General features: G+C 70.7%; 25 protein-coding genes. 5 read left to right on the top strand and 20 right to left on the bottom strand.

Annotated elements, in window-relative coordinates; all coding sequences use genetic code 11:
- Positions 1-59: 59 nt before the first annotated feature.
- The gene (locus tag ACPEH2_RS01510) at positions 60-839 is read left to right on the top strand and encodes a lysophospholipid acyltransferase family protein (protein ID WP_217531184.1); all 780 of its coding nucleotides are present in this window, start codon (positions 60-62) and stop codon (positions 837-839) included.
- Here the strand turns inward: ACPEH2_RS01510 and ACPEH2_RS01505 are convergent.
- Positions 808-1,302, bottom strand: coding sequence for an OsmC family protein (locus ACPEH2_RS01505; RefSeq protein ID WP_423718059.1), 495 nt, complete (start codon positions 1,300-1,302; stop codon positions 808-810). The genes ACPEH2_RS01510 and ACPEH2_RS01505 overlap by 32 nt on opposite strands.
- 61 nt (positions 1,303-1,363) lie before the next feature.
- Here ACPEH2_RS01505 and ACPEH2_RS01500 point away from each other — a divergent pair, with 61 nt between their 5' ends.
- A complete protein-coding gene (locus ACPEH2_RS01500) occupies positions 1,364-2,353 on the top strand; it encodes an asparaginase (protein WP_423718058.1) in 990 nt (329 codons plus the stop codon).
- A gap of 17 nt (positions 2,354-2,370) precedes the next feature.
- Here ACPEH2_RS01500 and ACPEH2_RS01495 read toward each other — a convergent pair whose 3' ends face one another.
- Both ACPEH2_RS01495 and ACPEH2_RS01490 read right to left on the bottom strand, forming a co-directional pair.
- Positions 2,371-5,094: an FtsK/SpoIIIE domain-containing protein gene (locus ACPEH2_RS01495; RefSeq protein ID WP_423718057.1), complete on the bottom strand. Its 2,724-nt coding sequence runs from the start codon at positions 5,092-5,094 to the stop codon at positions 2,371-2,373.
- Positions 5,095-5,160: 66 nt separating this feature from the next.
- Positions 5,161-5,979, bottom strand: coding sequence for a PP2C family protein-serine/threonine phosphatase (locus ACPEH2_RS01490; RefSeq protein ID WP_064001490.1), 819 nt, complete (start codon positions 5,977-5,979; stop codon positions 5,161-5,163).
- A gap of 178 nt (positions 5,980-6,157) precedes the next feature.
- On the opposite strand from ACPEH2_RS01490, the gene ACPEH2_RS01485 reads away from it, so the two are divergent.
- On the top strand, positions 6,158-6,694 hold the full coding sequence (locus ACPEH2_RS01485; protein WP_423718056.1) for a DUF4870 domain-containing protein: 537 nt from the start codon (positions 6,158-6,160) through the stop codon (positions 6,692-6,694).
- Here the strand turns inward: ACPEH2_RS01485 and ACPEH2_RS01480 are convergent.
- From ACPEH2_RS01480 to prmC, 13 genes are all read right to left on the bottom strand, one after another.
- On the bottom strand, positions 6,684-7,448 hold the full coding sequence (locus ACPEH2_RS01480) for a YaaA family protein (protein ID WP_423718055.1): 765 nt from the start codon (positions 7,446-7,448) through the stop codon (positions 6,684-6,686). The two genes, ACPEH2_RS01485 and ACPEH2_RS01480, sit on opposite strands and share 11 nt — an antisense overlap.
- 66 nt (positions 7,449-7,514) lie before the next feature.
- Complete coding sequence (locus ACPEH2_RS01475) at positions 7,515-7,775, bottom strand: F0F1 ATP synthase subunit epsilon (protein ID WP_064001487.1); 261 nt, start codon at positions 7,773-7,775, stop codon at positions 7,515-7,517.
- Between the two features lies 1 nt (position 7,776).
- Complete coding sequence (atpD, locus tag ACPEH2_RS01470) at positions 7,777-9,225, bottom strand: F0F1 ATP synthase subunit beta (protein ID WP_217531178.1); 1,449 nt, start codon at positions 9,223-9,225, stop codon at positions 7,777-7,779.
- A gap of 22 nt (positions 9,226-9,247) precedes the next feature.
- A complete protein-coding gene (locus ACPEH2_RS01465; RefSeq protein WP_217531177.1) occupies positions 9,248-10,144 on the bottom strand; it encodes a F0F1 ATP synthase subunit gamma in 897 nt (298 codons plus the stop codon).
- 23 nt (positions 10,145-10,167) lie between these two features.
- Positions 10,168-11,808, bottom strand: a complete 1,641-nt coding sequence (atpA, locus tag ACPEH2_RS01460; RefSeq protein ID WP_359917976.1) for a F0F1 ATP synthase subunit alpha — start codon at positions 11,806-11,808, stop codon at positions 10,168-10,170.
- A gap of 74 nt (positions 11,809-11,882) precedes the next feature.
- A complete protein-coding gene (locus ACPEH2_RS01455; RefSeq protein ID WP_217531175.1) occupies positions 11,883-12,671 on the bottom strand; it encodes a F0F1 ATP synthase subunit delta in 789 nt (262 codons plus the stop codon).
- On the bottom strand, positions 12,671-13,225 hold the full coding sequence (locus ACPEH2_RS01450) for a F0F1 ATP synthase subunit B (protein ID WP_359917978.1): 555 nt from the start codon (positions 13,223-13,225) through the stop codon (positions 12,671-12,673). The genes ACPEH2_RS01455 and ACPEH2_RS01450 overlap by 1 nt, the downstream gene beginning before the upstream one ends.
- Positions 13,226-13,253: 28 nt before the next feature.
- Complete coding sequence (gene atpE, locus ACPEH2_RS01445; protein WP_064001481.1) at positions 13,254-13,487, bottom strand: ATP synthase F0 subunit C; 234 nt, start codon at positions 13,485-13,487, stop codon at positions 13,254-13,256.
- Between the two features lie 46 nt (positions 13,488-13,533).
- Positions 13,534-14,292, bottom strand: coding sequence for a F0F1 ATP synthase subunit A (atpB, locus tag ACPEH2_RS01440; protein ID WP_359917980.1), 759 nt, complete (start codon positions 14,290-14,292; stop codon positions 13,534-13,536).
- A 158-nt stretch (positions 14,293-14,450) separates the two neighbouring features.
- Positions 14,451-14,945 (bottom strand): hypothetical protein, encoded by a 495-nt coding sequence (locus ACPEH2_RS01435; protein ID WP_359917981.1) that lies wholly within the window; start codon positions 14,943-14,945, stop codon positions 14,451-14,453.
- The gene (locus ACPEH2_RS01430) at positions 14,942-16,102 is read right to left on the bottom strand and encodes an MraY family glycosyltransferase (RefSeq protein WP_217531173.1); all 1,161 of its coding nucleotides are present in this window, start codon (positions 16,100-16,102) and stop codon (positions 14,942-14,944) included. Before ACPEH2_RS01430 ends, ACPEH2_RS01435 begins: the two co-directional genes overlap by 4 nt.
- Positions 16,099-16,794 carry an L-threonylcarbamoyladenylate synthase gene (locus ACPEH2_RS01425; protein WP_217531172.1) on the bottom strand — a complete coding sequence of 232 codons (696 nt, stop codon included), beginning with the start codon at positions 16,792-16,794 and terminating at the stop codon, positions 16,099-16,101. Before ACPEH2_RS01425 ends, ACPEH2_RS01430 begins: the two co-directional genes overlap by 4 nt.
- Before the next feature lie 58 nt (positions 16,795-16,852).
- Complete coding sequence (gene prmC / locus ACPEH2_RS01420; RefSeq protein WP_217531171.1) at positions 16,853-17,743, bottom strand: peptide chain release factor N(5)-glutamine methyltransferase; 891 nt, start codon at positions 17,741-17,743, stop codon at positions 16,853-16,855.
- 129 nt (positions 17,744-17,872) lie between these two features.
- Between prmC and cysK the strand changes: the two genes are divergently transcribed.
- Together cysK and epsC are read left to right on the top strand one after the other, a co-directional pair.
- Positions 17,873-18,808 carry a cysteine synthase A gene (cysK, locus tag ACPEH2_RS01415; protein WP_359917984.1) on the top strand — a complete coding sequence of 312 codons (936 nt, stop codon included), beginning with the start codon at positions 17,873-17,875 and terminating at the stop codon, positions 18,806-18,808.
- 26 nt (positions 18,809-18,834) lie between these two features.
- Positions 18,835-19,440, top strand: a complete 606-nt coding sequence (gene epsC, locus ACPEH2_RS01410) for a serine O-acetyltransferase EpsC (protein ID WP_359917986.1) — start codon at positions 18,835-18,837, stop codon at positions 19,438-19,440.
- Between the two features lie 4 nt (positions 19,441-19,444).
- On the opposite strand, the gene prfA is transcribed toward epsC, so the two are convergent.
- The 4 genes from prfA to thrC all read right to left on the bottom strand — a co-directional run bounded on the left by prfA (position 19,445) and on the right by thrC (position 24,714).
- Positions 19,445-20,524: a peptide chain release factor 1 gene (prfA, locus tag ACPEH2_RS01405; protein WP_359917988.1), complete on the bottom strand. Its 1,080-nt coding sequence runs from the start codon at positions 20,522-20,524 to the stop codon at positions 19,445-19,447.
- A 10-nt stretch (positions 20,525-20,534) separates the two neighbouring features.
- On the bottom strand, positions 20,535-22,538 hold the full coding sequence (gene rho / locus ACPEH2_RS01400; protein ID WP_359917990.1) for a transcription termination factor Rho: 2,004 nt from the start codon (positions 22,536-22,538) through the stop codon (positions 20,535-20,537).
- A 164-nt stretch (positions 22,539-22,702) separates the two neighbouring features.
- Positions 22,703-23,635: a homoserine kinase gene (gene thrB, locus ACPEH2_RS01395; RefSeq protein WP_064001473.1), complete on the bottom strand. Its 933-nt coding sequence runs from the start codon at positions 23,633-23,635 to the stop codon at positions 22,703-22,705.
- Entirely contained in the window at positions 23,632-24,714 is a 1,083-nt protein-coding gene (thrC, locus tag ACPEH2_RS01390) for a threonine synthase (protein ID WP_064001472.1), read from the bottom strand. Before thrC ends, thrB begins: the two co-directional genes overlap by 4 nt.

The raw sequence follows: 24,714 nt of genomic DNA, 5'->3' as shown, positions 1-24,714 counted from the left end.
GCGCCGCGGTGCACCGGGGCATGTCCTGGCCCGCATGGGTTTGGCAGTACCCTCTTCAGGTGACCGAAGCGCCGATTCCCCCCGAGAACTCCGCCGGGTCATCCGACGACGAACTCGCGCGTGCCGGTGGCCTCTACTACCTCGTGCGCTGGGGCTTCGGCCCGTTGGCACGGCTGATCTACCGCCCCCGCATCGAGGGCGTGGGCAACATCCCGCGGTCGGGCCCCATCATCCTCGCGAGCAATCACCTGAGCTTCATCGACTCGTTCGTGCTGCCGCTGTTCGCACCGCGGCCCGTCTACTTCCTGGCCAAGTCCAGCTACTTCGACGGGTCGGGGATCAAGGGCTGGTTCAGCAACCGGTTCTTCCGCGCCCTCGGCGCCACCCCCGTGCAGCGCGGGGCGGGCCAGGCCGCGCTCGACGCCCTCGACCAGCAGCGCCGCATCCTCGAGTCCGGCAAGGCCATCGCGCTGTACCCCGAGGGCACGCGCTCGCTCGACGGACGCCTCTACAAGGGCCGCACCGGTGTCGCCTTCCTCGCGCTGGAGACCGGCGCGAAGGTCGTGCCGGTGGGGATCGTCGGCACGAACGACGCGATGCCCGTGGGCGCGAAGTGGCCGCGCATGTCGCCGCGGGTGACGATCCGCTACGGCGAGCCGATGGATTTGTCCCATCACGGTCCGGCGTCGTCGGGCCGTGCCCGCCGCCAGGCCACCGACCACATCATGTCGGCGATCCACGCGCTCTCGGGTCAGGAGCTCGCCGGCTCGTACAACGAGGTGCCCGCGCAGAATCCGGTCGAGCGCCTCAAGCAGGTCCTGCCGCACGAACGTCGCTGACGGTCACGACGGCCTCGTGGTGCACGGGGAAGTTCACCGAGTTCGCGATGAAGCACCACTCGCGCGCCTGCCGGTGGGCGGCCTCCGCCGCGGGGACCATCGCGGCATCCGCCACCGTCACCCGCGGGTGCAGGGTGACCTCGCGGAATGAGCCGCCTCCTCTGCCGTCGAGCGTCATCGTCCCCGTCGCGTTGTCCTCGTAGGAGGTCACGACGACACCCACCGTGACGCAGGCGTGCAGGTACGACAGCAGGTGGCACTCCGAGAGGGCGGCGAGCAGCAGATCCTCGGGGTTCCAGCGCGTCGGGTCGCCGCGGAACGGCTTGTCGGCCGAGGCGAGCAGGTCGGGCTTGCCCTCGACCTGCACGGTGACGGCGCGGTCGTAGTCGCGGTACCCGCTTGTTCCGCTCCCCCGGTCGCCCGTCCAGAGGGTCTTCACGCGATAGTGGTGTTCGTCGTGCACGCGGCCAGTCTCGCACGCGCAGCCGGGGCGGGCGCGGGAGGGCCCTGGGTAGGCTGGACGGGTGCCTGAGACCTTCGCCGTGACGGATGCCGTCGAACTCGCCGTCGTCGAACGCAGCGGTTTCATCGAGTCCCGTCATGCGGGCTCGGCGATCGTGCTCGACCCCGAGGGCGGGGTCGTCTCGGCGCTGGGTGCCGTGGAGGCGCCGATCCTGCCCCGCTCGACCCTGAAGCCGATGCAGGCGCTCGCGAGCGTCTCGGCCGGGGCGACCCTCGAGGGCCCGCACCTCGCCGTCGCGACCGCCAGCCACTCCGGCACGGACCGGCACGTGGCCCTCGTCACCGACATCCTCACCGCCGCCGGTCTCGGTGAGGATGCGCTCCAGTGCCCGCCCGCGTGGCCGGGCGACCCGGCCGCGCGCGACGAGATGACCCGCGAGCTGATCGGGCCGCAGCGCGTGCGGATGAACTGCTCGGGCAAGCACGCGGCGATGCTGCTGGCCTGTCAGGCGAGCGGGTGGGACACGACGACCTACCTCGACCCGCAGCATCCGCTGCAGGTCCACACCCGTGAGGTCATCGAGCGCCTGACCGGGACGAAGATCACGGCGACGGCGACGGACGGATGCGGCGCCCCGGTGCACGCGATGAGTCTCGCCGCCCTCGCCCGGGCCTTCCACCGCATCGGCGCCTCGTCCGAGAAGTCGCCGTTCGCGCTGCACCGGAGCGCGGGCACCCTGGTCCGTGCCGTCCGGGAGAACCCGTGGGTGATCCAGGGCCCCGGTCAGCCCGACTCGATCGTGACGGAGCGCCTCGGCGTGTTCGCCAAGCACGGCGCCGAGGGCGTCATGGCCATGATCGCCCCGAACGGCACGACCGCCGTGCTGAAGATGCTCGACGGCAGCACCCGGGCGGGCGCCGTGACGGCGCTCACGCTGCTCGTCCGCGCCGGCGCCCTGCAGGCGGCGGATGTGGCGCGCACCCTCGCCGACCTGCCGCTGACGGTGACCGGCGGCGGCAGGGACGTCGGCGTCATCCGTCCCACCGTCTGATCCCGGCAGCCCGCCGCTCAGTCGCGCTCCATCAGGACGCGCCGCACCGGGCGGTCGGGCACGTGCCACCAGCCGCGACCCGCACCGGGGACGACGAACGGCGGCAGATCGCGGGACCCGACGAGAGCGCGGTACTCCGCCGCGCACGCGGCATCGATGACGAGGTCCGCGTCGGCGCGCGCGTCGGCGAGCAGCCGCCACTGGGCGAGCCAGGCGTCGGGCGGGCCGATCACGACCCCGCCGCGCGTCAGGGACGCCTGCGCGTCGACGGGTGTCACCGGGATGCCCCAGCGTTCCCACTCCGCCGTGAGCCGTCGCAGACGCGCGCCGGCGGGCGCGACGACCGCCGCGGGCCGGCGTCCGGGCTGCCAGACGGGCGGCGGATCGCTGACGACGGAGAGGTCGTGGGCGCCGGCGTCGGCGACCTGGACGAGCGTCCGCCCGAGCCGTCCGCGTCCCGGCGGCAGATCCGGCAGGTGGTCGCTCGCGTCGCCGCCGGCGGCGACGTGGTCGGCACGCGTGGCCGTCCCGAGGACGAGACGCCGCGGCACGAGCTCGAGGATCCGGCCGACGCCGCCGCCGACGCGCTGCGTCGTGAGGGCGATCCGGATGCCGCGGGTGCGCGCGCCGCGCAGGGCCTGCTCGAGCGACTCGGCAGCGACGGCGCCGTACTCCCCCGGCAGGGCGGCGAGCATGGCGTCGAGGTCGTCGACGAGCACCGTGCTACCGGCGGGCACGTGCTCGAGGGTCGTCAGTGCGTCCCACGCCCCCTCGGGATCCCCCGGCACCGGGAGCGTCTCCGTCTGCGCCGCGATCGCGCGGAGCACCCCCGTCCTCCCGCTCCGCGGGCCGCCGACCACCGCGAGCGCCGGCTCGTCCCAGACCACGGCGCGCTGGCGCTGGTGCTCGGGCTCGTCGGCGGTTCCGAGCACGACGACGCCCGCCTGCCGGACCGAGGCGAGCGGGATGCGCTCAGGAAGAGCCGGCAACCATGGACGTCGCGCGCCCTCGCCCTCGTACCTCGCCGCCGCCTCGGCGATCACCGTCGCATCGCACAGTGCCACCCGCACCGGCTGCGGCGACGTGTCGCCGGATCGTCGCACGAGCGCCGTGCCGCGGGCATCCGCTCGTCCCGAGAGCCGCGCGGCGTCGTCGACGCCCAGAACCGCACGGGAGTCGGTCGCATCGCCGACCCGCAGCGCGATGCGGAGCGGGGCGTTGGCGAGCACGGCGTCGCGGAAGACGCCGTTCGCGCGCTGCGCCGCGAGGACGAGGTGGATGCCGAGGGCCCGCCCGCGTGCGGCGAGATCACCGAACACGTCATGCAGCAGGGGGTGCGCCGCCACGAGCGCCGCGTACTCGTCGACCACGATGACGAGCCGTCCGAGCCCTTCGCCCGCTTCGTCGACGTCGCGCGCCCCGAGGGACGCGAGGGTGCGCTCCCGGAAGCGGACCTCGGCGCGAAGGCTCTCGATGGCGCGCAGCGTCGTGGCCTCGTCGAGATCGGTGAGGACACCGGTCACGTGCGGCAGAGGTGCCAGATGATCGAAGGTGCGGCCTCCCTTGAAGTCCACGAGCAGCAGTCCCACCTGCGACGGCGTGTGCGCCGCGCACAGCGAGACGACCCACGACGTGAGCAGCTCGCTCTTGCCCGCCCCGGTCATCCCGATGACCACCGCGTGCGGGCCGTCGGCCACGAGGTCGACGGGCGCCGCCGCTCCGCCCGCGCTTCCGAACGCCGCCGGCAGTGCGCCGCGCCGGGCGGGCGGAACGTGCCGCAGCGTCTCGCGCAGGGTCAGGACGTCCCCCGCGGTCTGCCCGAGCGCGCGCTCCGCCCGCTCGGCGAGGAGGCCGGCCAGGTGCGCCGCCTGCGCCGCCGAGAGCACGTCCACGGTCACGTCACGGGACCGGCCGTCGAGATCGAGCCGCGCCCGGGTCGGCCCGGTCAGCCGCAGGACCGCCCCGCACCGCGGCGGCGGCGGCGCGCCGTCGGGCACGACGACGATGGGGATGTCGACGTCGCCGCCGACGAGCCCGCCGTTTTCGAGCACCTGCAGGAGCGGCCCGACCGCGGCGGCGCGGTGGGGCGCGGCATCCGCCCATGACGGACCGGCGTCGCTCAGACGCACGCGCCCGGGCGAGAGGCACAGGAGCACCTGCAACGCGAGCGCGCGCGCGACCGCGGCGGCCAGCGCCGGCGGCCCCACCACGGCGACACCCGTCGTGAGCGGCACGAGGACGGGCACGTCGTCCACCCGCGCCGCGCGCCGGCGGAGCTCCGCCGACGCGTCGTCCCCGTCACCGCCCGTCGTCCGCAGGGTACTCACGTCCTCTCCCGAACCGACGACGAGCATGGACTCGCGCTCGGGGACGACGCGCCAGATCGATTCCGGGCGGGCGAGGAAGCGCGGGACGTCGGGATGCGTCGCCCAACGCTGGGCGCGCTCGTCGTCGTGGCGTTTCGCCACGTCGACCTCCGCCTGCGCCAGCCGGCGGCGGAGCGCCGCGGCATCCTTCTTCGCGGTCCGTTTCGAGGTGCGCGCCGCGTCGGCGACCGAGGCGATCGCGATGAGCGGGCCGAGGGCGGCGAACAGCAGAGCGTAGGCCGACCCCGTCACCATCCACAGCACGCCCGCACCGACGACCGGTACGACGACGGTCAGGAGCGGGAGGGGCGGGCGCGGTGCCGGCTCGGCCCGGCGGGGAAGCGCGAGGGGGTCATCGGGTGCGTATGTGGACACCGCTCCACTGTGCGCGGGGGGCCCGGTCCGGCGGCCGGTGCACGGACGTCCTGTGGACGATCCGCGTCAGGGGCGCACTGGTGAGGAGATCTCGACCGTGGCGGTGTCCTCGTCGGCCGGGACGTGCCGCGCGCTCACGACGATGATGGACACGTTGTCGCGGCCGCCGTTCTCCAGCGCCGCCTCGAGCATCGCGTCGACCGCGGCAGCCGGGTCCTGGTTCTGCAGGAGGAAGTGCAGGATGCCGTAGTCGGTGAGCTCTTTCGTGAGTCCGTCGCTGCACACCACGAAGCGGTCGCCGTCGACGACCTCGAGTCGCACGTAGTCGGGCACCACCCCGTCGCTCGGACCGACGGCCCGGGTGATGACGTTGCCGTAAGGGTGATTCTCGGCCTCCTCCGGGCTGAGACGGCCTGCGGCGATCAGCTCCTGGACGACGGAGTGGTCGGTCGTCACCTGCGCGAGCGCGCCGTCGCGGAGCAGGTACACCCGGGAGTCGCCGATGTTGAGGGTCACCCAGGTCGGCTCGGCGCCGGTGAGGTCGAGGTAGACACCCGTCACCGTCGTCCCGGTGCCGTCGTCGGTCGTCTCGGCGTGCGAGGCGATGTCGGCCACCGCGTGCTCGAGGGCGTCCTCGATCGCCTCCGGCGAGACCGTGCCGCGGTCGACGGCAGCCGAAAGGCGCTCCACCGTGCGCGAGCTGGCGATCTCGCCCCCGATGTGGCCGCCCATCCCGTCGGCGACGACGAAGAGCGGGAACGCCGACAGCACGGCATCCTGGTTGTTCTCGCGGCGGCGGCCCTGGTGGGTGACCTCGGCCCAGCGCACCTCGATGGGGCCTGCGCCGGAGGGGACGACGCGGGACGAGGTGACGGCTTCGGGCACGCTCCCACCCTTCTTCCTGATCGGTGCAGCGTCCTCACACTCTAGTGGACGTCCTCCCCCGTCATCCTGCGGCGCGGGGCGTTGCCCCCGACCCGTTCCCGGCACTACCTTTCGTGTGTGGCAGCGCACGCGCGCTGAACGCCGCGCGCCGCGGCGACGCCGACAGAAGGGCATACCGATGACCGACCCGAACACGCCGCCCCAGGACGGCCCCGCGTCTCCTCCTCCCGCAGGCGCGCCGCCCCCTCCGCCGGGACAGAACCCGGGCGGTTACGCTCCGCCGCCGCCTCCGCAGCCCTACACCCAGCAGCCCTACGGCCAGCCGGGCTACGGGCAGCCGGGTTACGGGCAGCCGCAGCCGGGCGCCGCTCTCACCCCCGATCAGGACAAGCAGTGGGCGATGTTCGCGCACCTCGGCGGCATCGTCGGCTTCCTGCCCGCCCTCATCATCTGGCTCGTGTTCAAGGACCGCGGTCCCCGCACGAACGTCGAGGGCAAGGAGGCGCTGAACTGGCAGATCACCTTCACGATCGCCATGATCGTCGCCTACATCGTTGCGGGCATCCTGGCCTTCATCCCGTTCCTCGGCTTCATCGGGGGGTTGCTCCCGTTCGCCGTGTGGGTCGCGAACATCATCTTCTCGATCCTCGGCGCGGTTCGGGTGAACGCCGGGGGCAGCTACCGCTACCCGGTGACCTTCCGCTTCATCTCGTAGGAGGCGGCACGACGAGCTCCAGCTCGCCGGCCGCCGATGGGCGCAGGACGATCTCTTCGTCCTGCGCCCATCGCATGAGCGCGTCGGGTCCGGGGACGTCCGGCCGTGAGGTCGCGAGGCGGCGGACGAGTTCCCCCTTGGCGTGCTTGTTGAAGTGGTTCAGGGCCCGGACGGCGCCGTCCGGTCCCTCCGACACGACCCGCACGTACGCCTGCGGGATCCCGGCGGGCACGGGCCCCAGGGTGACGTACGCCTCCGAACGCAGGTCGAGGACGAACGAAGGTGAGGATGCCGCGATCGCGGCACCGACGGCATCCGCCCACACTGCCCGCATCGGCGGGAGTCCGGGGACGCGGATGCCGGCTCCCAGACGGTACGCCGGGATCGGATCCAGCGCCCCGACCACGCCGAACGGGGCGGAGTGGATCGCGACGTGGCCCGCCAGCCAGGCACGCGACGCGTCGACGAGTGTCGCGGCGCCGAGGGCGTCGAAGAGGACCCCGGTGTAGCGGTCGACGGCGGGCATCGTCGGGTAGCCGCGGAGCGCGGCGTTGACGGCGACCTCGCCGCGTTGCCGGGCGGAGAGCTTGAGCACGCGGGCCGCGGCCTCCTCGTCGTCGCTGAGCGCGACGAGCGCGTCGATCACCTGCTCGCGCTGCGTCGAGAGCGTCGGATAGGCGAGCGCGTCCGGACGCCAGCGCGGGCCGTCGCCGCCGGGGCGCTTGGTCTCGGACGGGGGCAGCAGGATGAGCACGGCGGCACCTCCGGGGAAAAGCGCAGCGCCGCCCGGCGAACCGGACGGCGCTGCGCGGAAAGGGTGTCAGGACTGCAGGGCTGCGTTCCCGGCCACGATGGTGAGCTCGTCGTTCTCCATCGAGAGGAAGCCGTCCTCCGCCGTCGCGACGATCTTCTCGCCGTTCGACTGCGTGATCCGGACTTCACCCTCCGCGAGGATGGCGAGGACGGGCTCGTGACCGGACATGAAGCCGATCTCGCCCTCGACCGTCTTGGCCACGACGAGGCTCGCCTCGCCGTGCCAGACCTCCGCCTCAGCGGAGACGAGGGTGACGGTCAGCGCCATGTCAGCCGTTCTCCTTCTGGATCTGCGCCCACTTCTCCTCGACGTCGGAGATGCCACCGACGTTGAAGAAGGCCTGCTCGGCCACGTGGTCGAAGTCGCCCTTGACGATCGCGTCGAACGACTCGATGGTCTCCTTGATCGGGACCGTGGAGCCCTCGACACCGGTGAACTTCTTCGCCATGTAGGTGTTCTGCGAGAGGAACTGCTGGATGCGGCGTGCACGAGACACGACGATCTTGTCCTCTTCGGAGAGCTCGTCGACACCGAGGATCGCGATGATCTCCTGCAGTTCCTTGTTCTTCTGCAGGATCTGCTTCACGGCGGTGGCGACGCGGTAGTGGTCCTCACCGATGTACCGCGGGTCCAGGATGCGGCTGGTCGAGGTCAGCGGGTCGATCGCCGGGTACAGACCCTTCGAGGCGATCTCACGCGAGAGCTCGGTCGTCGCGTCGAGGTGCGCGAAGGTCGTCGCCGGAGCCGGGTCGGTGTAGTCGTCGGCGGGGACGTAGATCGCCTGCAGCGAGGTGATCGAGTGACCGCGGGTCGAGGTGATTCGCTCCTGGAGGACACCCATCTCGTCGGCGAGGTTCGGCTGGTAACCCACGGCGGAGGGCATGCGGCCCAGCAGCGTGGAGACCTCGGAACCGGCCTGCGTGAAGCGGAAGATGTTGTCGATGAACAGGAGCACGTCCTGCTTCTGCACGTCGCGGAAGTACTCCGCCATCGTCAGCGCCGACAGGGCGACGCGCAGACGCGTCCCCGGCGGCTCGTCCATCTGGCCGAAGACGAGGGCGGTCTTGTCGAAGACGCCCGCCTCCTCCATCTCACCGATGAGGTCGTTGCCCTCACGGGTGCGCTCACCGACACCGGCGAACACCGACACACCACCGTGGTCCTGCGCGACGCGCTGGATCATCTCCTGGATGAGGACGGTCTTGCCGACGCCGGCACCGCCGAAGAGACCGATCTTTCCACCCTGGACGTACGGGGTGAGCAGGTCGATGCTCTTGATGCCGGTCTCGAACATCTCGGTCTTGGACTCGAGCTGGTCGAAGTTCGGTGCCGAGCGGTGGATGCCCCAGCGCTCGGTGACCTCGATGGTCTCGCCAGGAGCGGCGTTGAGGACGTCGCCCGTGACGTTGAAGACCTTGCCCTTGGTGACGTCGCCGACGGGGACCGTGATGGGGCCACCGGTGTCGCGCACCTCCTGGCCGCGGACCATGCCGTCGGTGGGCTTCAGCGAGATGGCACGGACGAGGTCGTCGCCGAGGTGCTGCGCGACCTCGAGCGTGATCTCGGTCGACTCGCCGTCGATCGTGATGGTGGTCTTGAGGGCGTTGTAGACCTCGGGGATCGAGTCGTGCGGGAACTCGATGTCGACGACCGGGCCGGTGACGCGCGCGACGCGACCGACGACGGGGGTCTCCGTCTTCTCAGCGGTGAGGCTCATGGCTTCTCTTCTTTCGTGTGGTCTATTTGCCCGACGCCAGCGCGTCGGCGCCGCCGACGATCTCGGCGATCTGCTGCGTGATCTCCGCCTGACGCGCGTTGTTGCGCAGGCGGGTGTAATCGGTGATGAGCTTGTCGGCGTTGTCGCTGGCGGACTTCATCGCCTTCTGCGTGGCGGCCTGCTTGGCGGCGGACGACTGCAGGAGCGCGTTGAACACGCGGCTCTGCACGTACACCGGCAGCAGCGCGTCGAGCACCGTCTCGGCATCCGGTTCGAACTCGTAGAGCGGGTAGACCTGGCTGGAAGCCTCGTCCTCCGCCTCGACGACCTCGAGCGGGAGCAGGCGGACGGTCTCAGGCGTCTGCGTCATCATGCTGACGAACCGGTTGTAGACGAGGTTGATCTCGTCCACGCCGCCGTCCGCGCCGCCCTTCTCGTACGCCTCGATCAGCGCGGCCGCGATCTCCTCCGCCGTCGAGAAGGCGGGGGTGTCGGTGTCACCGATCCACTCCCCCGCCGTCGCGATGCGACGGAACTGGAAGAACCCGACGGGCTTGCGACCGATGAGGTAGAACACCGGCTCGCGACCCTCGCTGCGCAGCAGCTCACCGAGCTGCAGCGCCTCGCGGATCACCTGCGAGTTGAACGCGCCGGCGAGACCGCGGTCCGAGCCGAAGACGACGACGGCGGAGCGCCGGATGTCCTCGCGTTCGGTGGTCAGCGGGTGCTGCACGTTCGAGTGCGTCGCCACGGCGGAGACGGCACGCGTCACGGCTCGCGCGAAGGGGTTGGACGCGCGGACGCGTGCCATCGCCTTCTGGATGCGCGAAGCCGCGATGAGTTCCATCGCCTTCGTGATCTTCTTGGTCGTCTGAGCAGAAGAGATCTTCTGCTTGTAGACCCTGAGTTGTGCGCCCATTGGTTATGAGTCTCCCGTCGGCGTCAGCCGCGGCGGCCCTTGACGATCTTCTCCTGGTTCACGTCGTCGGCGTCCGCAGCGGCGACCTCTTCGTGACCCGGCGCGCCGAGTGCCTGACCCCTGCCGCCCTGGAACTCGAGGACGAAGGCGTCGACCGCCTTGTCGAGCTCCGCGACGGTGTCGTCACCGAGGACGTTCGTCTCGCGCAGCGTGTCGAGGATCGACGTGTTCCGCTTGAGGTGATCGAGCAGCTCACGCTCGAAGCGGAGCACGTCCTCCACCTCGATCGTGTCGAGCTTGCCGTTGGTGCCGGCCCAGATCGAGACGACCTGCTCCTCGACGGGGTACGGCGAGTACTGCGGCTGCTTGAGCAGCTCGGTCAGGCGTGCACCGCGGGCGAGCTGACGACGCGATGCGGCGTCGAGGTCGGAGGCGAACATCGCGAACGCCTCGAGCGAGCGGTACTGGGCGAGCTCGAGCTTGAGCGTTCCCGAGACCTTCTTGATCGACTTGACCTGAGCGTCACCGCCGACGCGCGAGACCGAGATACCCACGTCGACCGCGGGACGCTGGTTGGCGTTGAACAGGTCGGACTGCAGGAAGATCTGGCCGTCGGTGATCGAGATCACGTTGGTCGGGATGTACGCCGAGACGTCGTTGGCCTTCGTCTCGATGATCGGGAGACCCGTCATCGAGCCGGCGCCCAGCTCGTCGGAGAGCTTGGCGCAACGCTCGAGCAGACGCGAGTGCAGGTAGAAGACGTCGCCCGGGTAGGCCTCACGGCCCGGCGGACGGCGCAGCAGCAGCGACACGGCGCGGTAGGCCTCGGCCTGCTTCGACAGGTCGTCGAAGATGATGAGGACGTGCTTGCCCTCGTACATCCAGTGCTGTCCGATGGCCGAGCCGGTGTAGGGAGCGAGGTACTTGAAGCCGGCGGGGTCGGATGCCGGGGCCGCGACGATCGTCGTGTACTCCATGGCACCGGCGTCCTCGAGCGCGCCCTTCACCGAGGCGATGGTCGAGCCCTTCTGGCCGATCGCGACGTAGATGCAGCGGACCTGCTTGCTGACGTCACCCGACTCCCAGTTGGCCTTCTGGTTGATGATCGTGTCGATCGCGATCGCGGTCTTGCCGGTCTGGCGGTCGCCGATGATCAGCTGACGCTGGCCGCGGCCGACGGGGATCATGGCGTCGATGGCCTTGATGCCGGTCTGCATGGGCTCGTGGACCGACTTGCGCTGCATGACGCCCGGAGCCTGGAGCTCGAGCGCACGGCGGCCGGTCGTGGCGATCTCGCCGAGGCCGTCGATCGGGTTGCCGAGCGGGTCGACGACGCGGCCGAGGTAGCCCTCGCCGACACCGACCGAGAGGACCTCGCCGGTGCGGGTGACCTTCTGGCCGGCCTCGATGCCGGCGAAGTCGCCGAGGACGACGACGCCGATCTCGTGCTCGTCGAGGTTCTGCGCGAGACCCTCGACGCCGTTGCCGAAGCGGACGAGCTCGTTCGCCATCACGCCGGGCAGGCCCTCGACGTGGGCGATGCCGTCCGCGGCGTCGACGACGGTGCCGACCTCGGTCGCCGCAGCCCCGGTGGGCTCGTAGGCGGCGACGAAGTCTTTCAGCGCGTCACGGATGACGTCGGGGCTGATGGACAGTTCTGCCATGGTCTTCCTTCTTAGTGAGGTCTTGTGGCGGGCACCTGGCCTGCCGGGTCCGCTCCTCGGTGGAGCGGGAAGAGTCAGCCCGCCAGACGCTGGCGGAGCTCGCCCAGTCGGGACGAGACGGTGGCGTCGATCACGTCGTCGCCGATCTCGATGCGCACGCCGCCGACGACCTCGGGGTCGATGACGACGTTGAGCGAGACCTCGGTGCCGTAGCGCGCAGCGAGGGTCTGCTGCAGACGCTCGGTCTGCGCCTGCGTGAGTTCGGAGGCCGCGAACACTGTCGCCACCACCCGCCCGCGCTGGTCGGCGACGACGCGCAGCGCCCAGCCGAGCATGGAGCGGAAGCGCCGCTCCCGTGGGAGCTGCGCCAGCGAGGCGACGATGATCACCGTCGGCTCGGCGGCACGACCGGCGAGCAGCGTCTCGATGAGGGCGCCCTTGGCGGATGCCTCACCGAGACGGCTGCCGAGCGCGAGTTCGAGCTCGGGGTTGGCAGCGATCGTCCGGGCCACCGAGAACAGCTCGGCCTCGATGTCGGCCTGCGGTGCGGCGATGGCGGCGGCGCGGATGCCCGCCTCCTCGATGCCGGTCAGCAGATCGGCGGCCGAAGACCACCGCTCGCGGACAGCCGCGTCGAGGACGGCGACCGTGGCCGGCGCGAACGTGCCGAACACGCTCGCGACGACCTTCCGGCGTCCCTCCACGGGCGCCGACGCGTCGGAGAGCGCGCCGCTCAGCTGCGACGAGCCGGCCAGGACGCGGACCGCGGCGAAGAGCTCGCGGGCGACGTCGAGGTCGACGCCCGGCGCGGCCTGCAGGGCCGACGTCGTCGCCGCAAGGGCCTGAGTGGTCGCGCTGCCCATTACTTCGCCGCCTTCTCGGATGCCTCGAGGTCGGCGAGGAAGCGGTCGACCACGGCCTGGGCCTTGGCGTCGTCCGACAGGGTCTCACCGATCACGCCGCCGGCGAGGTCGAGGGCGAGGGTGCCCACCTCGCTGCGGAGCGAGACGAGCGCGCTCTGGCGCTCGGCCTCGATCTGGAAGTGAGCAGCGGCGGTCAGACGCGCAGCCTCGGCGGCGGCGGTGTCCTTGGCCTCGGTGACGATCTTCTTGCCGTCCTCACGAGCGGCGTCACGGATCTCACCGGCTTCCTTGCGAGCCTCGGCCAGCTGGGCCGTGTACTCCTCGAGGGCGGCTTCCGCCTTGCGCTGCGCCTCGTCGGCCTTCGCGATGTTGCCTTCGATGGCGGCAGCGCGCTGGTCGAGCAGAACCTGCATCTTCGGCAGGGCGACCCGCCAGAAGACGAACAGGATCACGACGAAGCAGACGCCCGACCAGATGATGTCGTACGCGGCGGGGAAAAGCGGGTTGTGCGCCTCGCCCTCTTCTGCGGCGTACGCGACAAGAGCATTCAGCATCCTGTCTCCTTAGGAATCTGTTCGGGGATCAGACGAAGATGAAGTAGGTCGCGATGCCGATGAAGGCGAGCGCCTCGGTGAAGGCGATACCGATGAACATCAGGACCTGCAGGCGGCCGGCCAGCTCGGGCTGACGGGCCACGCCCTCGATCGTCTTGCCGACGACGATACCCACGCCGATGGCGGGACCGATGGCGGCGAGGCCGTAGCCCATCGTCGCGACGTTGCCCTCGAGGGCGGCGAGAACCGTAGTTGCGTCCACGGAGGTGTTTCCTTTCGGTTGGATGGTTCGGCGTGCGCCGGACCGCTTAGTGCTCTTCTGCCACCGCGAGCTGGATGTAGACCGCGGTGAGGATGGCGAAGACGTAGGCCTGGAGGAAGGCGACGAAGATCTCGAACAGCGTGAAGGCGAACCCGAACGCGAGCGTGCCCGCAGCGAGCGCCGAGAACCAGCCGCCGACCTCGACGAGGAAGAACTGGGTGGCCGCGAAGAACAGGACCAGCATGAGGTGGCCGACGATCATGTTCATCAGGAGACGCAGCGTCAGCGTGACGGGCCGGATGATGAAGGTCGAGAGGAACTCGAGCGGGATGATGATGATGTACAGCGGCCACGGCACGCCGGAGGGCATCAGGGCGTTCTTGAAGAACGCGCCCGGGTTGTGCTTGATGCCGGCGTAGATGAAGGTCACGTACGCGACGATCGCCAGCAGGAGTGGGACCGCGACGATCGAAGAACCGGCGATGTTCAGGAACGGGATGACGCCCGTGATGTTCATGAACAGCACCATGAAGAAGATCGTGGTGAGGATCGGGAGGAACCGGCGCCCGTCCTTCTTACCCAGGATGTCCTCGGCGATGTTGACGCGGACGAAGTCCAGGCCCATCTCGACGATGCTCTGGAACCGGCCGGGGACGACGGTCATCCGACGCGTCCCGAGCCAGAAGATCAGGACGATGGCGATCGTCGCGAGGAACTGGATGAGGTGGATCCGGTTGACCTCGAGGAAACCGATCTGGAAGAGCGTCTCGGGGAAGAAGTCGTCGATCGAGGGCCCGTGGAACACGGGGGCGTCTTCGGCGGCAGTAGCGATCAGGGTCGCAGCTTGAGTAAACAGCGCTGGCTCCAGCTTCGGGGCGTCGATCAAAGGATCGGGCGACGATGGTCGGTGAGCTGACTCCGCAGACGTTCCCGTCGGGATCAGGCGGGCTCGAGAACAGCCTATCAGTCCTGGGGCGCCGCCGAGTCCCCGGGCCGGCGTTCCCCGGCCTCCACCTCCGCGGCGGTGGGCAGTGTCGTGTCGCTGACGGCGGAGGTCCGCATCCGGAGCATGACGACGACGTCGACGACGAGCGAGGCGACGATGCTGACGACGAGGGAGACGAGGAAGACCAGCGGGGTCAGCCACGGCTGATCGCGCAGGACGAAGAGCACGACGAGGAAGACCACGAACTTGAGGATCCATCCGCCCATGACGGAACCGAAGAAGATCGGCACGAACAGCGGATCGCCGTAGAAACGGTTGGCGATGAGGATCGACACGATCGTGAAGCCCAGGAAGACCGCCGCCATCAGGACGGCGACGAGGGCGCTCCACAGGCCCGACATCCCGGCGACGAGCAGTCCGACCGCTCCCCCCGCGACGAGAAGGACCGCGGTCACGATTCCGGACCACACGAGGGCGGTGCGCAGCATGGAGGTGGAGGACAGGGAGCTCACGAGAGGGCCTTCTGTTCGGGCGCGACCGATCGGGCGCGGCGCGCGGGGGGCAGTGTGACGAGGACGCAGGCGATGCAGCCGATGACGAGGAACGCGACGCCGGGCCAGTACCGGCCGGGCCAGCCCTTCGTCGTGCCGATGTACATCAGCAGGACCGACAGCGAGACGACGGCGGTCCACGCGTAGAACACGAAGACGGCGTTGCGGTCGGTGTGGCCCATGTCGAGCATCCGGTGGTGGAGGTGCTTGCGGTCGGGCGAGAACGGCGACTTGCCCTGCGCCATCCGCCGGACGACGGCGAGACCGAAGTCGACGAGCGGCAACAGCACGATGACGACGGGGAGGATGACGGGGATGAAGGCACCGAGCAGCTGAGAGCGGCCGAAGAGGTCGTTGTCGCTCAGGAGGTTCGGCGGCAGGTTGCCGGTGACGACGATCGCCGACGACGCCATCATGAGCCCGAGGAGGAGGGCACCGGCATCCCCCATGAACATGCGGGCCGGATTCCAGTTGAACGGCAGGAAGCCCGCGCACATCCCGAGCAGCACGATCGCGATGAACACCCCGGTGTTGCTCTGCTCGCTGTTGTCGAAGTCGCGCACGAGCATCGCCGAGTAGGCGAAGAACACCGCGTTCGCGATGAGGCACACCCCCGCGACGAGCCCGTCGAGTCCGTCGATGAAGTTGACGGCGTTCATGACGATCACGATGAGGAGGATCGACAGGCTGATGCTGACCCAGCTCGACACGACGACCTGCTGGCCGAAGGGCAGGTAAAAGATCTGGATGCCGCCGGGCGAGACGACGATCCACGCGGCGACGAACTGGGCGCCGAGCTTGATCATCCAGTCGAGGTCCCAAAGGTCGTCGGCGACGCCGACCACGACCATGAGGGCGGCGGCCCCCAGCAGGGACCACACCATCGACGGCTCCTGCCACACGATCGCGAAGGCGGGGAGCTGGGAGGACAGCACGAAGAAGCCGAGCATGCCGATGAACATCGCCACGCCCCCGAGCCGGGGCGTGGGGGTCTTGTGGACGTCCCGCTCGCGGATCGCCGGGTGCAGCCCGAACTTCATCGCCACACGCCAGACCGCCCACGAGAAGACGAAGGTGAGGGCGCCGGTGATGACGAACGCGAGCAGGTAGTCCCTCACGCGTCGTCGGATTCGTCGGGCGAGACCGGATCCGGCTCGAGCAGGTCGCCAAGCACCTCGCGCAGGGCGGCGCGGGAGACGGCACCGTCGCGCAGCACCGTCACGGGCCGCGGATCGCGGCCGACGAGTCCCGTCGCATCGATGATGGTGGAGGCGACCCCGGTGTCGACGAGCCCGCCGTCGAGGTAGACGGAGATGCTGTCGCGGAGCATTTCGATCGCCGAGTCGATCTCGAGCGCCGCGGGCTTGCCCGTCAGGTTCGCGCTCGAGACGGCGAGTGGACCGGTCTCCTGCAGCAGTTCGAGGGCGAAGGCGTCGTCCGGCATCCGCACCGCGACGGTGCCGCGGGTCTCGCCGAGGTCCCAGCGCAGCGAGGGCTGGGCGGGCAGGACGATGGTGAGACCCCCCGGCCAGAACCGCTCCACGAGGCGATCGACGGGCTCGGGCACCTCGGCCACGAGCGCACGCATGGTGTCGGGTCCCGAGACGAGCACCGGCGGGGGTGACTGCCGTCCGCGGCCCTTGGCCGCCAGCAGGCGCGCGACGGCGGAGGCGTTGAACGCGTCGGCGGCCACGCCGTAGACGGTGTCGGTCGGCATCACGATGAGTTCGCCGCGGCCGATGGCCTGGCGGGCCTGGCGGAGAGCGGGGAGCAGCTGGTCGGCGTCGCGGCAGTCGAGGACGGGAGACATATCCGCAGCATTCTACGAGGACCGGGCTCGGGACCGCCTGCACGCGGGCGGCCCCGGTTCAGGGACGCAGCGCCGTCGTCGCGCGGTCGCGCGTCGTGAGGTCCCGGTGCGTGGCCGCGCCGCGCCACCCGTCGGCGGTCAGCAGATCGCGGATGCCGGGGCCCTGCCACTCGCCGTGCTCGATCACCAGCGTGCCGCCAGGATGCAGCAGCCGCAGCGCGACCCCGGAGAGCACGCGCACGACGTCGAGCCCGTCGGGACCGCCGTACAGCGCCGCCGGCGGATCCCAGAAGCGCACCTCGGGGTCGCGCGGGATCGCGTCGTCGGGGACGTACGGCGGGTTCGACACCACGACCGAGACGGTGCCGTCGAGCTCGGGGAACGCGTCGGCGAGGTCGATGAACGCGAGACGGGCATGCGGGGCGTGGAGGGCGAAGTTCTCCTTCGCCCAGAGGAAGGCGTCGACAGAGTTCTCGGCCGCGTGCACCTGCGCGTGCGGCACCTCGGTCGCGAGCGACAGGGCGAGCGCGCCGCTCCCCGTGCCGAGGTCGACGGCGACCGGCTCGGGACCGGGCGCGGCGCGCAGCGCGTCGATCGCGAGCTGCGCGACCATCTCGGTCTCGGGACGCGGGACGAACACCCCCGGCCCCACCCGGAGCTCCAGGTGGCGGAACGGCGCCGTCCCGGTGAGGTGCTGCAGCGGTTCGCGCGCGGCGCGGCGCTCGACGAGCTCGGCGAAGCGCGTGGCGGCGGCCTCCGGCATCCGATCACCGCGCATCATGGCGGCGGCGAGCTCCCCCCGGCCGATGCCCAGGACGTGCGCGGCGAGGAGTTCGGCGTCGACATCGGCGGACGGCACGCCGGACGCGGCGAGGCGCTCGGCGGCGCGGCGCACGAGGGGGGCGAGGTCGCTGCCCGTGGGCGCGTCGGAAGTCCGTGAAGTCGACATGGGAAGCCTCAGGATACCGCTCACGGCATCGTCACACAGGGCCGCCCGGGTCGCCGGGACCGTAGGCTGGGGGCGCATCGCGGACACCTGAGCCGCACCCTTTCATCCGACCCGCACGGAAGGCATCCCATGACCGGCATCCACTCCGACATCACGAGCGCATTCGGCAACACCCCCCTCGTCCGACTGAACCGCGTGTCCGAGGGGCTGCCGGGGACCATCCTCGCCAAGCTCGAGTTCTACAACCCCGCCTCGTCGGTCAAGGACCGCCTGGGCATCGCGATCGTCGATGCTGCGGAGGCCTCCGGTGAGCTGAAGCCCGGCGGCACGATCGTCGAGGGCACGAGCGGCAACACCGGCATCGCGCTGGCGATGGTGGGCGCGGCCCGCGGCTACAAGGTCATCCTGACGATGCCGTCCTCGATGTCGATCGAGCGTCGGATGCTGCTGCGCGCCTACGGTGCCGAGCTCGTCCTGACCGACCCGTCGCTCGGCATGAAGGGCGCCGTCGGCGAGGCCGAGCGCATCGCCGCCGAGACCCCCGGCGCCGTGCTCGCGAAGCAGTTCGCCAACCAGGCCAACGTCGAGATCCACCGCAAGACCACCGCCGAGGAGATCCTGCGCGACACCGACGGCGCCGTCGACTACTTCGTCGCCGGCATCGGCACCGGCGGGACGATCACCGGCGTCGGCCAGGTGCTGAAGGAGCGCGTGCCCGCCGCGAAGGTGGTCGCGGTCGAGCCGAAGGACTCCCCCCTGCTGACCGAGGGCAAGCCCGGACCCCACAAGATCCAGGGCATCGGCCCGAACTTCATCCCGCCGATCCTCGACCAGGGCGTCATCGACGAAGTCCAGGACGTCACGTTCGACGACGCGATCGCGACCGCCAAGAACGTCGCAACGACCGAAGGCATCCTCGTGGGCATCTCGTCCGGCGCCGCCATCTGGGCGGCGCTCCAGGTCGCCGCACGTCCCGAGGCCGAGGGCAAGAACATCGTCGTGATCATCCCCTCCTTCGGCGAGCGGTACCTCTCGACGGCGCTCTTCGAGGAGTTCCGCGACTGATCCCGGTCGTCTCCGAAAGGTCCGTCGTGCCCGGCATCGCCCGCTCCCTGCGCCGCAGCCTCGTCGCCGTCCTCCGCGCCGTCCGCGAGGACATCGCGGCGGCGAAGCTGCGCGACCCGGCCGCACGCGGCGGGCTCGAGATCGCGCTGCTGTACCCGGGCCTCCACGCCGTGTGGAGCCACCGGGTATCGCACGCGCTGTGGCGGCGGGGCCGGCGTTTCCCCGCGCGGGCGCTCTCGCAGGTCACCCGCTGGCTCACCGGCATCGAGATCCACCCCGGCGCCCGCATCGGGCGACGCTTCTTCATCGACCACGGCATGGGTGTCGTGATCGGCGAGACGGCGGAGGTCGGCGACGACGTCATGCTCTACCACGGGGTGACGCTGGGCGGCCGGACGCGGGACGGCGGCAAGCGGCATCCGACCCTCGAAGACGGCGTCGCCGTCGGCGCGGGAGCGAAGATCCTCGGACCGATCGTCATCGGCGCGCACTCGGTCATCGGCGCGAACGCCGTGGTCACGAAGGACGCGCCGTCCGACTCCGTGCTCGTCGGGGTGCCGGCGCGGGCCCGACGGCGGGCGGTCGGCGAGGACACCCGGGCGATCCTGACGGCGCCCGAGTACCACATCTGAGCGGTCAGGCCTCCGAGCCGACGGCGGCCAGCCGCGCTTCCTCATCGGCCGCGATCGCGGACTCGATGAGCGGTCCGAGCGCGCCGTCCATCACCTGGTCGAGGTTGTACGCCTTGTACCCGGTGCGGTGGTCGGCGATGCGGTTCTCGGGGAAGTTGTACGTGCGGATGCGCTCCGACCGGTCCATTCCGCGGATCTGGGACCTGCGGGCGTCGGAGGCCGCGGCATCCCGCTCCTCCTGCTGCTTGGCGAGCAGGCGCGCGCGGAGCACACGCATGCCAGCTTCGCGGTTCTGCAGCTGGCTCTTCTCGTTCTGCATCGACACGACGATCCCCGTGGGCAGGTGGGTGATGCGGACGGCGGAATCGGTCGTGTTGACCGACTGACCTCCCGGACCCGACGAGCGGAAGACGTCGATCTTGAGGTCGTTCGCGTCGATCTGCACCTCTTCGGGCTCGTCGACCTCGGGGAAGACCAGCACTCCGGTCGTGGAGGTGTGGATGCGGCCCTGCGACTCGGTCGCGGGCACGCGCTGCACACGGTGGACGCCGCCCTCGTACTTCAGGTGCGCCCACACGCCCTGGGCAGGATCGCTCGAGGAGCCCTTGATGGCGACCTGGACGTCTTTGTAGCCGCCCAGATCGGACTCGTTGCGCTCGAGCAGTTCGGTCTTCCACCCCTGCGAGGCGGCGTACTGCAGGTACATGCGCAGCAGGTCGGCGGCGAACAGCGCCGACTCGGCGCCGCCCTCTCCCGCCTTGATCTCGAGGATCACGTCGCGGGCGTCGTCGGGGTCGCGCGGGATGAGCAGGCGACGGAGCTTCTCCTGCGCCTCGGCGAGCCGCTGCTCGAGGGCGGGGACCTCGTCGGCGAAGGCGGCGTCCTCCTTCGCGAGTTCCCGCGCAGCCGCAAGGTCCTCCTCCGCGGCCCGCCAGGCGTCGTGCGCCGCGACGATGCGCGAGAGTTCCGCGTACCGCCGGTTGACGCGCTTGGCGCGCGCCGCATCGGCGTGCACCGCGGGGTCGGAGAGTTCCTCCTGCACCGCGCGGTGCTCGTCGATCAGCGTCTGGACGGACTCGAACACGACGCGAGGGTCAGCGGATGCTGTTCTCGTGCCCGTGGCCGTGGCCGCCCGCGGCGGGCGCCGGGATCGACTTCTGCATCTGCACGAGGAACTCGACGTTCGACGTCGTCTCCTTGAGCTTGCCGAGGACGACCTCGAGGGCCTGCTGGGGGTCGAGACCCGCGAGGGCCCGGCGCAGCTTCCACGTGATCTTGACCTCGTCGGCCGAGAGCAGCATCTCCTCGCGACGGGTGCTGGACGCGTTCACGTCGACGGCGGGGAAGATGCGCTTGTCGGCGAGCTGGCGCGACAGGCGCAGCTCGCTGTTGCCGGTGCCCTTGAACTCCTCGAAGATGACGTCGTCCATCTTCGAACCGGTCTCGACGAGGGCCGTCGCGAGGATCGTGAGCGATCCGCCGTTCTCGATGTTGCGGGCAGCGCCGAAGAAGCGCTTGGGCGGGTAGAGAGCGGATGCGTCGACACCGCCGGTGAGCACGCGGCCCGAGGTCGGCGCCGAGATGTTGTAGGCGCGACCGAGGCGGGTGATCGAGTCGAGCAGGACGACGACGTCGCGGCCCAGCTCGACGAGGCGCTTGGCGCGCTCAATGGCGAGCTCGGCGACCGTCGTGTGGTCCTCGGCGGGTCGGTCGAACGTCGAGGCGATGACCTCGCCCTTGACCGTCCGCTGCATGTCGGTGACCTCTTCGGGGCGCTCGTCGACGAGCACGACCATGAGGTGGACCTCGGGGTTGTTCGTCGCGATCGCGTTCGCGATCTGCTGCAGGACGATCGTCTTGCCGGCCTTGGGCGGCGCGACGATCAGGCCGCGCTGACCCTTGCCGATCGGGGCGACGAGGTCGATGATGCGCTGCGTCAGCTTCTCGGGGGCCGTCTCGAGGCGCAGGCGCTCCTGCGGGTAGAGCGGCGTGAGCTTGCCGAACTCGACACGCGTCGCGGCGTCCTCGACCGAGAGGCCGTTGACGGCGTCGACCTTGACGAGCGCGTTGTACTTCTGACGGCTCGACTGCTCGCCCTCGCGCGGCTGCTTGATGGCGCCGACGACGGCGTCGCCCTTGCGGAGGTTGTACTTCTTGACCTGGCCGAGCGAGACGTAGACGTCGCTCTGGCCGGGGAGGTAGCCGGTCGTGCGGACGAACGCGTAGTTGTCGAGGACGTCGAGGATGCCGGCGATCGGGATGAGGACGTCGTCCTCGCCGATCTCGGTGTCGAACTCGTCGTTCGTGGACTGACCGCGACGCTTGTTGCGCTGGCGACCGCGGCCCTGACCCTGCTCGTCGTCGGAGGCCTGCTCGACGGCGGGCTTGTCGGCGGGCGCGTTCTGGCCGTTGCCGTTCTGCGCGCTGCCGTTCTGCGCGTTGCCGTTCTGGCCGTTGCCGTTCTGGGCGTTCTCGCCCTTGTTGCGGTTGCGGCTGCGGCTGCGCGAACGGCTGCGGCTGCGGCCGTTGCCCTCGCCGGCGTTCTCGCTGTCATCGGCGGATGCCGTCGGGGCCGCGGCATCGGCGGTCGGCGCCTCGGTGGTCGCGGCCTGCTCGGTGGTCTCGGGGGCGGCGTCGGCCGCGGGTGCCTCGACGGCGGACGCGGCATCGGCGGCCGGAGTCTCGGCGGCGTCGGCGGCCGGAGCCTCGGCAGTGGGGGCCTCGACGGCGGGGGCTTCCGCAGCGTCGGCGGCGACGGCGGCATCGGCGGCCGGCACATCGGTGCTCTTCGCGCGACGCGGAGCGCGCTTGCGCGGCGCCTTCGCCGGCTTCTCGGCGGGCTTCTCCTCGGCCGGGGTCTCGTCGACCGGCTGCGCAGCGGCGACCTCGTCGTCGGCGACGGGGGCGGGGTCCGCGGTGGGGGCCTCTTCGACGGGCGCCTCGGCGGCGGGCGCCTCGTCCGCGGGGGTCTCCTCGACGGGCGTCTCTTCGGTCGCGGGCGCGGCCGACTCGGCGGTGGCGTCGGCGGTGGTCTCGTCGGCGACGGTGCCGCCGGTGGCGACGTCGTCGCCGGTCTGGATCTCGGAGATGGACTCCACGAGTTCTCCCTTTCAGATGTGGAAAGTCATAACCGCAGGTGGTTCCGTCCACGACAGATCCGGTTCCTCAGCGGGGTGTTCGCGCAGGCACAGAAGTTGCGCAGGCCCGTCAGGAGGGGGTGTGCGGTGGTTCGCAGATTGCGATGGAGGGCAGATTCACGTGATTACGTGGCATCCTCCGTATGGTCCTTCACTGTACCACCCCGGACATCGACGGCCAGCAGCAGGGGTTTCCATGGCGTGTCCGTGGACCGCGCCGCGAACTCGACCGCCTCGAGGCGGCGTCCGGGGCCGTCAGCCAGGACGAGCACGCTGGGGCCGGCGCCCGAGACGACGGCGGCGAAACCGGCGCCCCGGAGCGACTGCACCAGCGCGTCGGTCGCGGGCATCGCCTGCGCCCGGTACGACTGGTGCAGCTTGTCCTCGGTCGCCGCCATCAGCAGCTCGGGGCTCTGCGTGAGCGCCGCGATCAGCAGCGCGGACCGCGAGACGTTGAAGACGGCGTCCTCGCGGGTGACGTGGAGCGGAGCGAGTCCCCGCGCGACCGACGTCGACATCGTGAACTCGGGGACGAACACGAGAGGCGAGACACCGCGGTGGACCGCGAGCTTCTTGTGCTGCGGACCGTCCTGGTCCATCCACGCGATCGTCAGACCGCCGAACAGCGCCGGGGCGACGTTGTCGGGGTGCCCTTCGAGTTCGGTGGCGAGGCGCAGCAGGGTCTCGGGCCCGAGGGTGACGTCCCCCTCGAGCAGTCCCTGCGCCGCGAGGAGGCCCGCGACCACGGCGGCCCCCGACGATCCCATGCCCCGGCCGTGCGGGATCACGTTGTGCGCGCGCAGTCGGATGCCGGGCATCGGCCTGCCGACGGCCTCGAACGCGTACGCCATCGATTTCACGACGAGGTGCGAGGCGTCCGTCGGCACGTCCGCGGAACCCTCGCCGGTGACCTCGATCTCGAGCCCCGGCGCGTCGAGCGCCGTCACGACGAGCTCGTCGTGGACGCTCAGGGCGAGGCCCAGCGTGTCGAAGCCCGGGCCCAGGTTGGCGCTCGTGGCCGGCACGCGGACGGCGACGCTGCGCCCGGCGAGCGTCATCCCGCCACGCGCGTGAGGTCGAGCGCGGACGCGACCTCGCTGGTCGCGGCATCCACGACGAGCGGCTCGACCTGCGAGCCGTCGGCGTTGCGCAGCGCCCACTGCGGGTCCTTCAGGCCGTGGCCGGTGACAGTCAGCACGACCTTGGCGCCGTTCGGGATGACGCCGGCCTCGGCACGATCGAGCAGACCCGCGACGCTGATCGCGGAGGCCGGCTCGACGAATACGCCGACGGTCCCGGCGAGCAGCTTCTGCGCCGCGAGGATGCGCTCGTCGTCGATCGCGCCGAACCACCCGTCGGTCGCCGCGCGGGCCTCGAGAGCGAGGTCCCACGACGCGGGGTTGCCGATGCGGATGGCCGAGGCGATCGTCTCGGGATTCTTGACGACCTCGCCGCGCACGAGCGGTGCGGAGCCCTCGGCCTGGAAGCCGAACATGCGGGGCACCCGCGTCGCGACGCCGCGCTCGGCCTCCTCGCGGTACCCGCGCGAGTAGGCGGTGTAGTTGCCGGCGTTGCCGACCGGGATGAAGTGGAAGTCGGGGGCGTCGCCGAGCTGGCTGACGACCTCGTAGGCGGCGGTCTTCTGTCCCTCGATGCGGTCGGGGTTGACCGAGTTGACGAGGTGCACCTTGTAGCCGACGGCGAGCTCGCGCGCGATCTCGAGGCAGTCGTCGAAGTTGCCGCGGATCTGGATGAGCTTGCCATTGTGGGCGACGGCCTGGCTGAGCTTGCCCATCGCGATCTTGCCCTCGGGGACGAGGACGGCCGCCGTGATGCCGGCGTGCGCCGCGTAGGCGGCAGCGGATGCCGAGGTGTTGCCCGTCGAGGCGCAGATGACGGCCTCGGCCCCGTGCTCGACGGCGCGGGACAGGGCGACCGTCATGCCGCGGTCCTTGAAGGAGCCCGTCGGGTTCATGCCCTCGAACTTGATGTAGACATCGGCACCCGTGATGCGCGACAGCGATGCCGCCGGGATGAGCGGGGTGCCGCCCTCGCCGAGCGTCACGACGGTCGAGGCGTCGGTGACGCCCAGTCGGTCGGCGTACTCGCGGAGGACTCCGCGCCAGACGTGTGCCAT

Origin of the sequence: Microbacterium sp. NPDC064942, from assembly GCF_049545525.1 — a bacterium.
GTDB classification, from domain to species: Bacteria; Actinomycetota; Actinomycetes; order Actinomycetales; family Microbacteriaceae; genus Microbacterium; species Microbacterium gawkjiense.
This window is presented reverse-complemented; position numbering and strand designations above follow the sequence as displayed.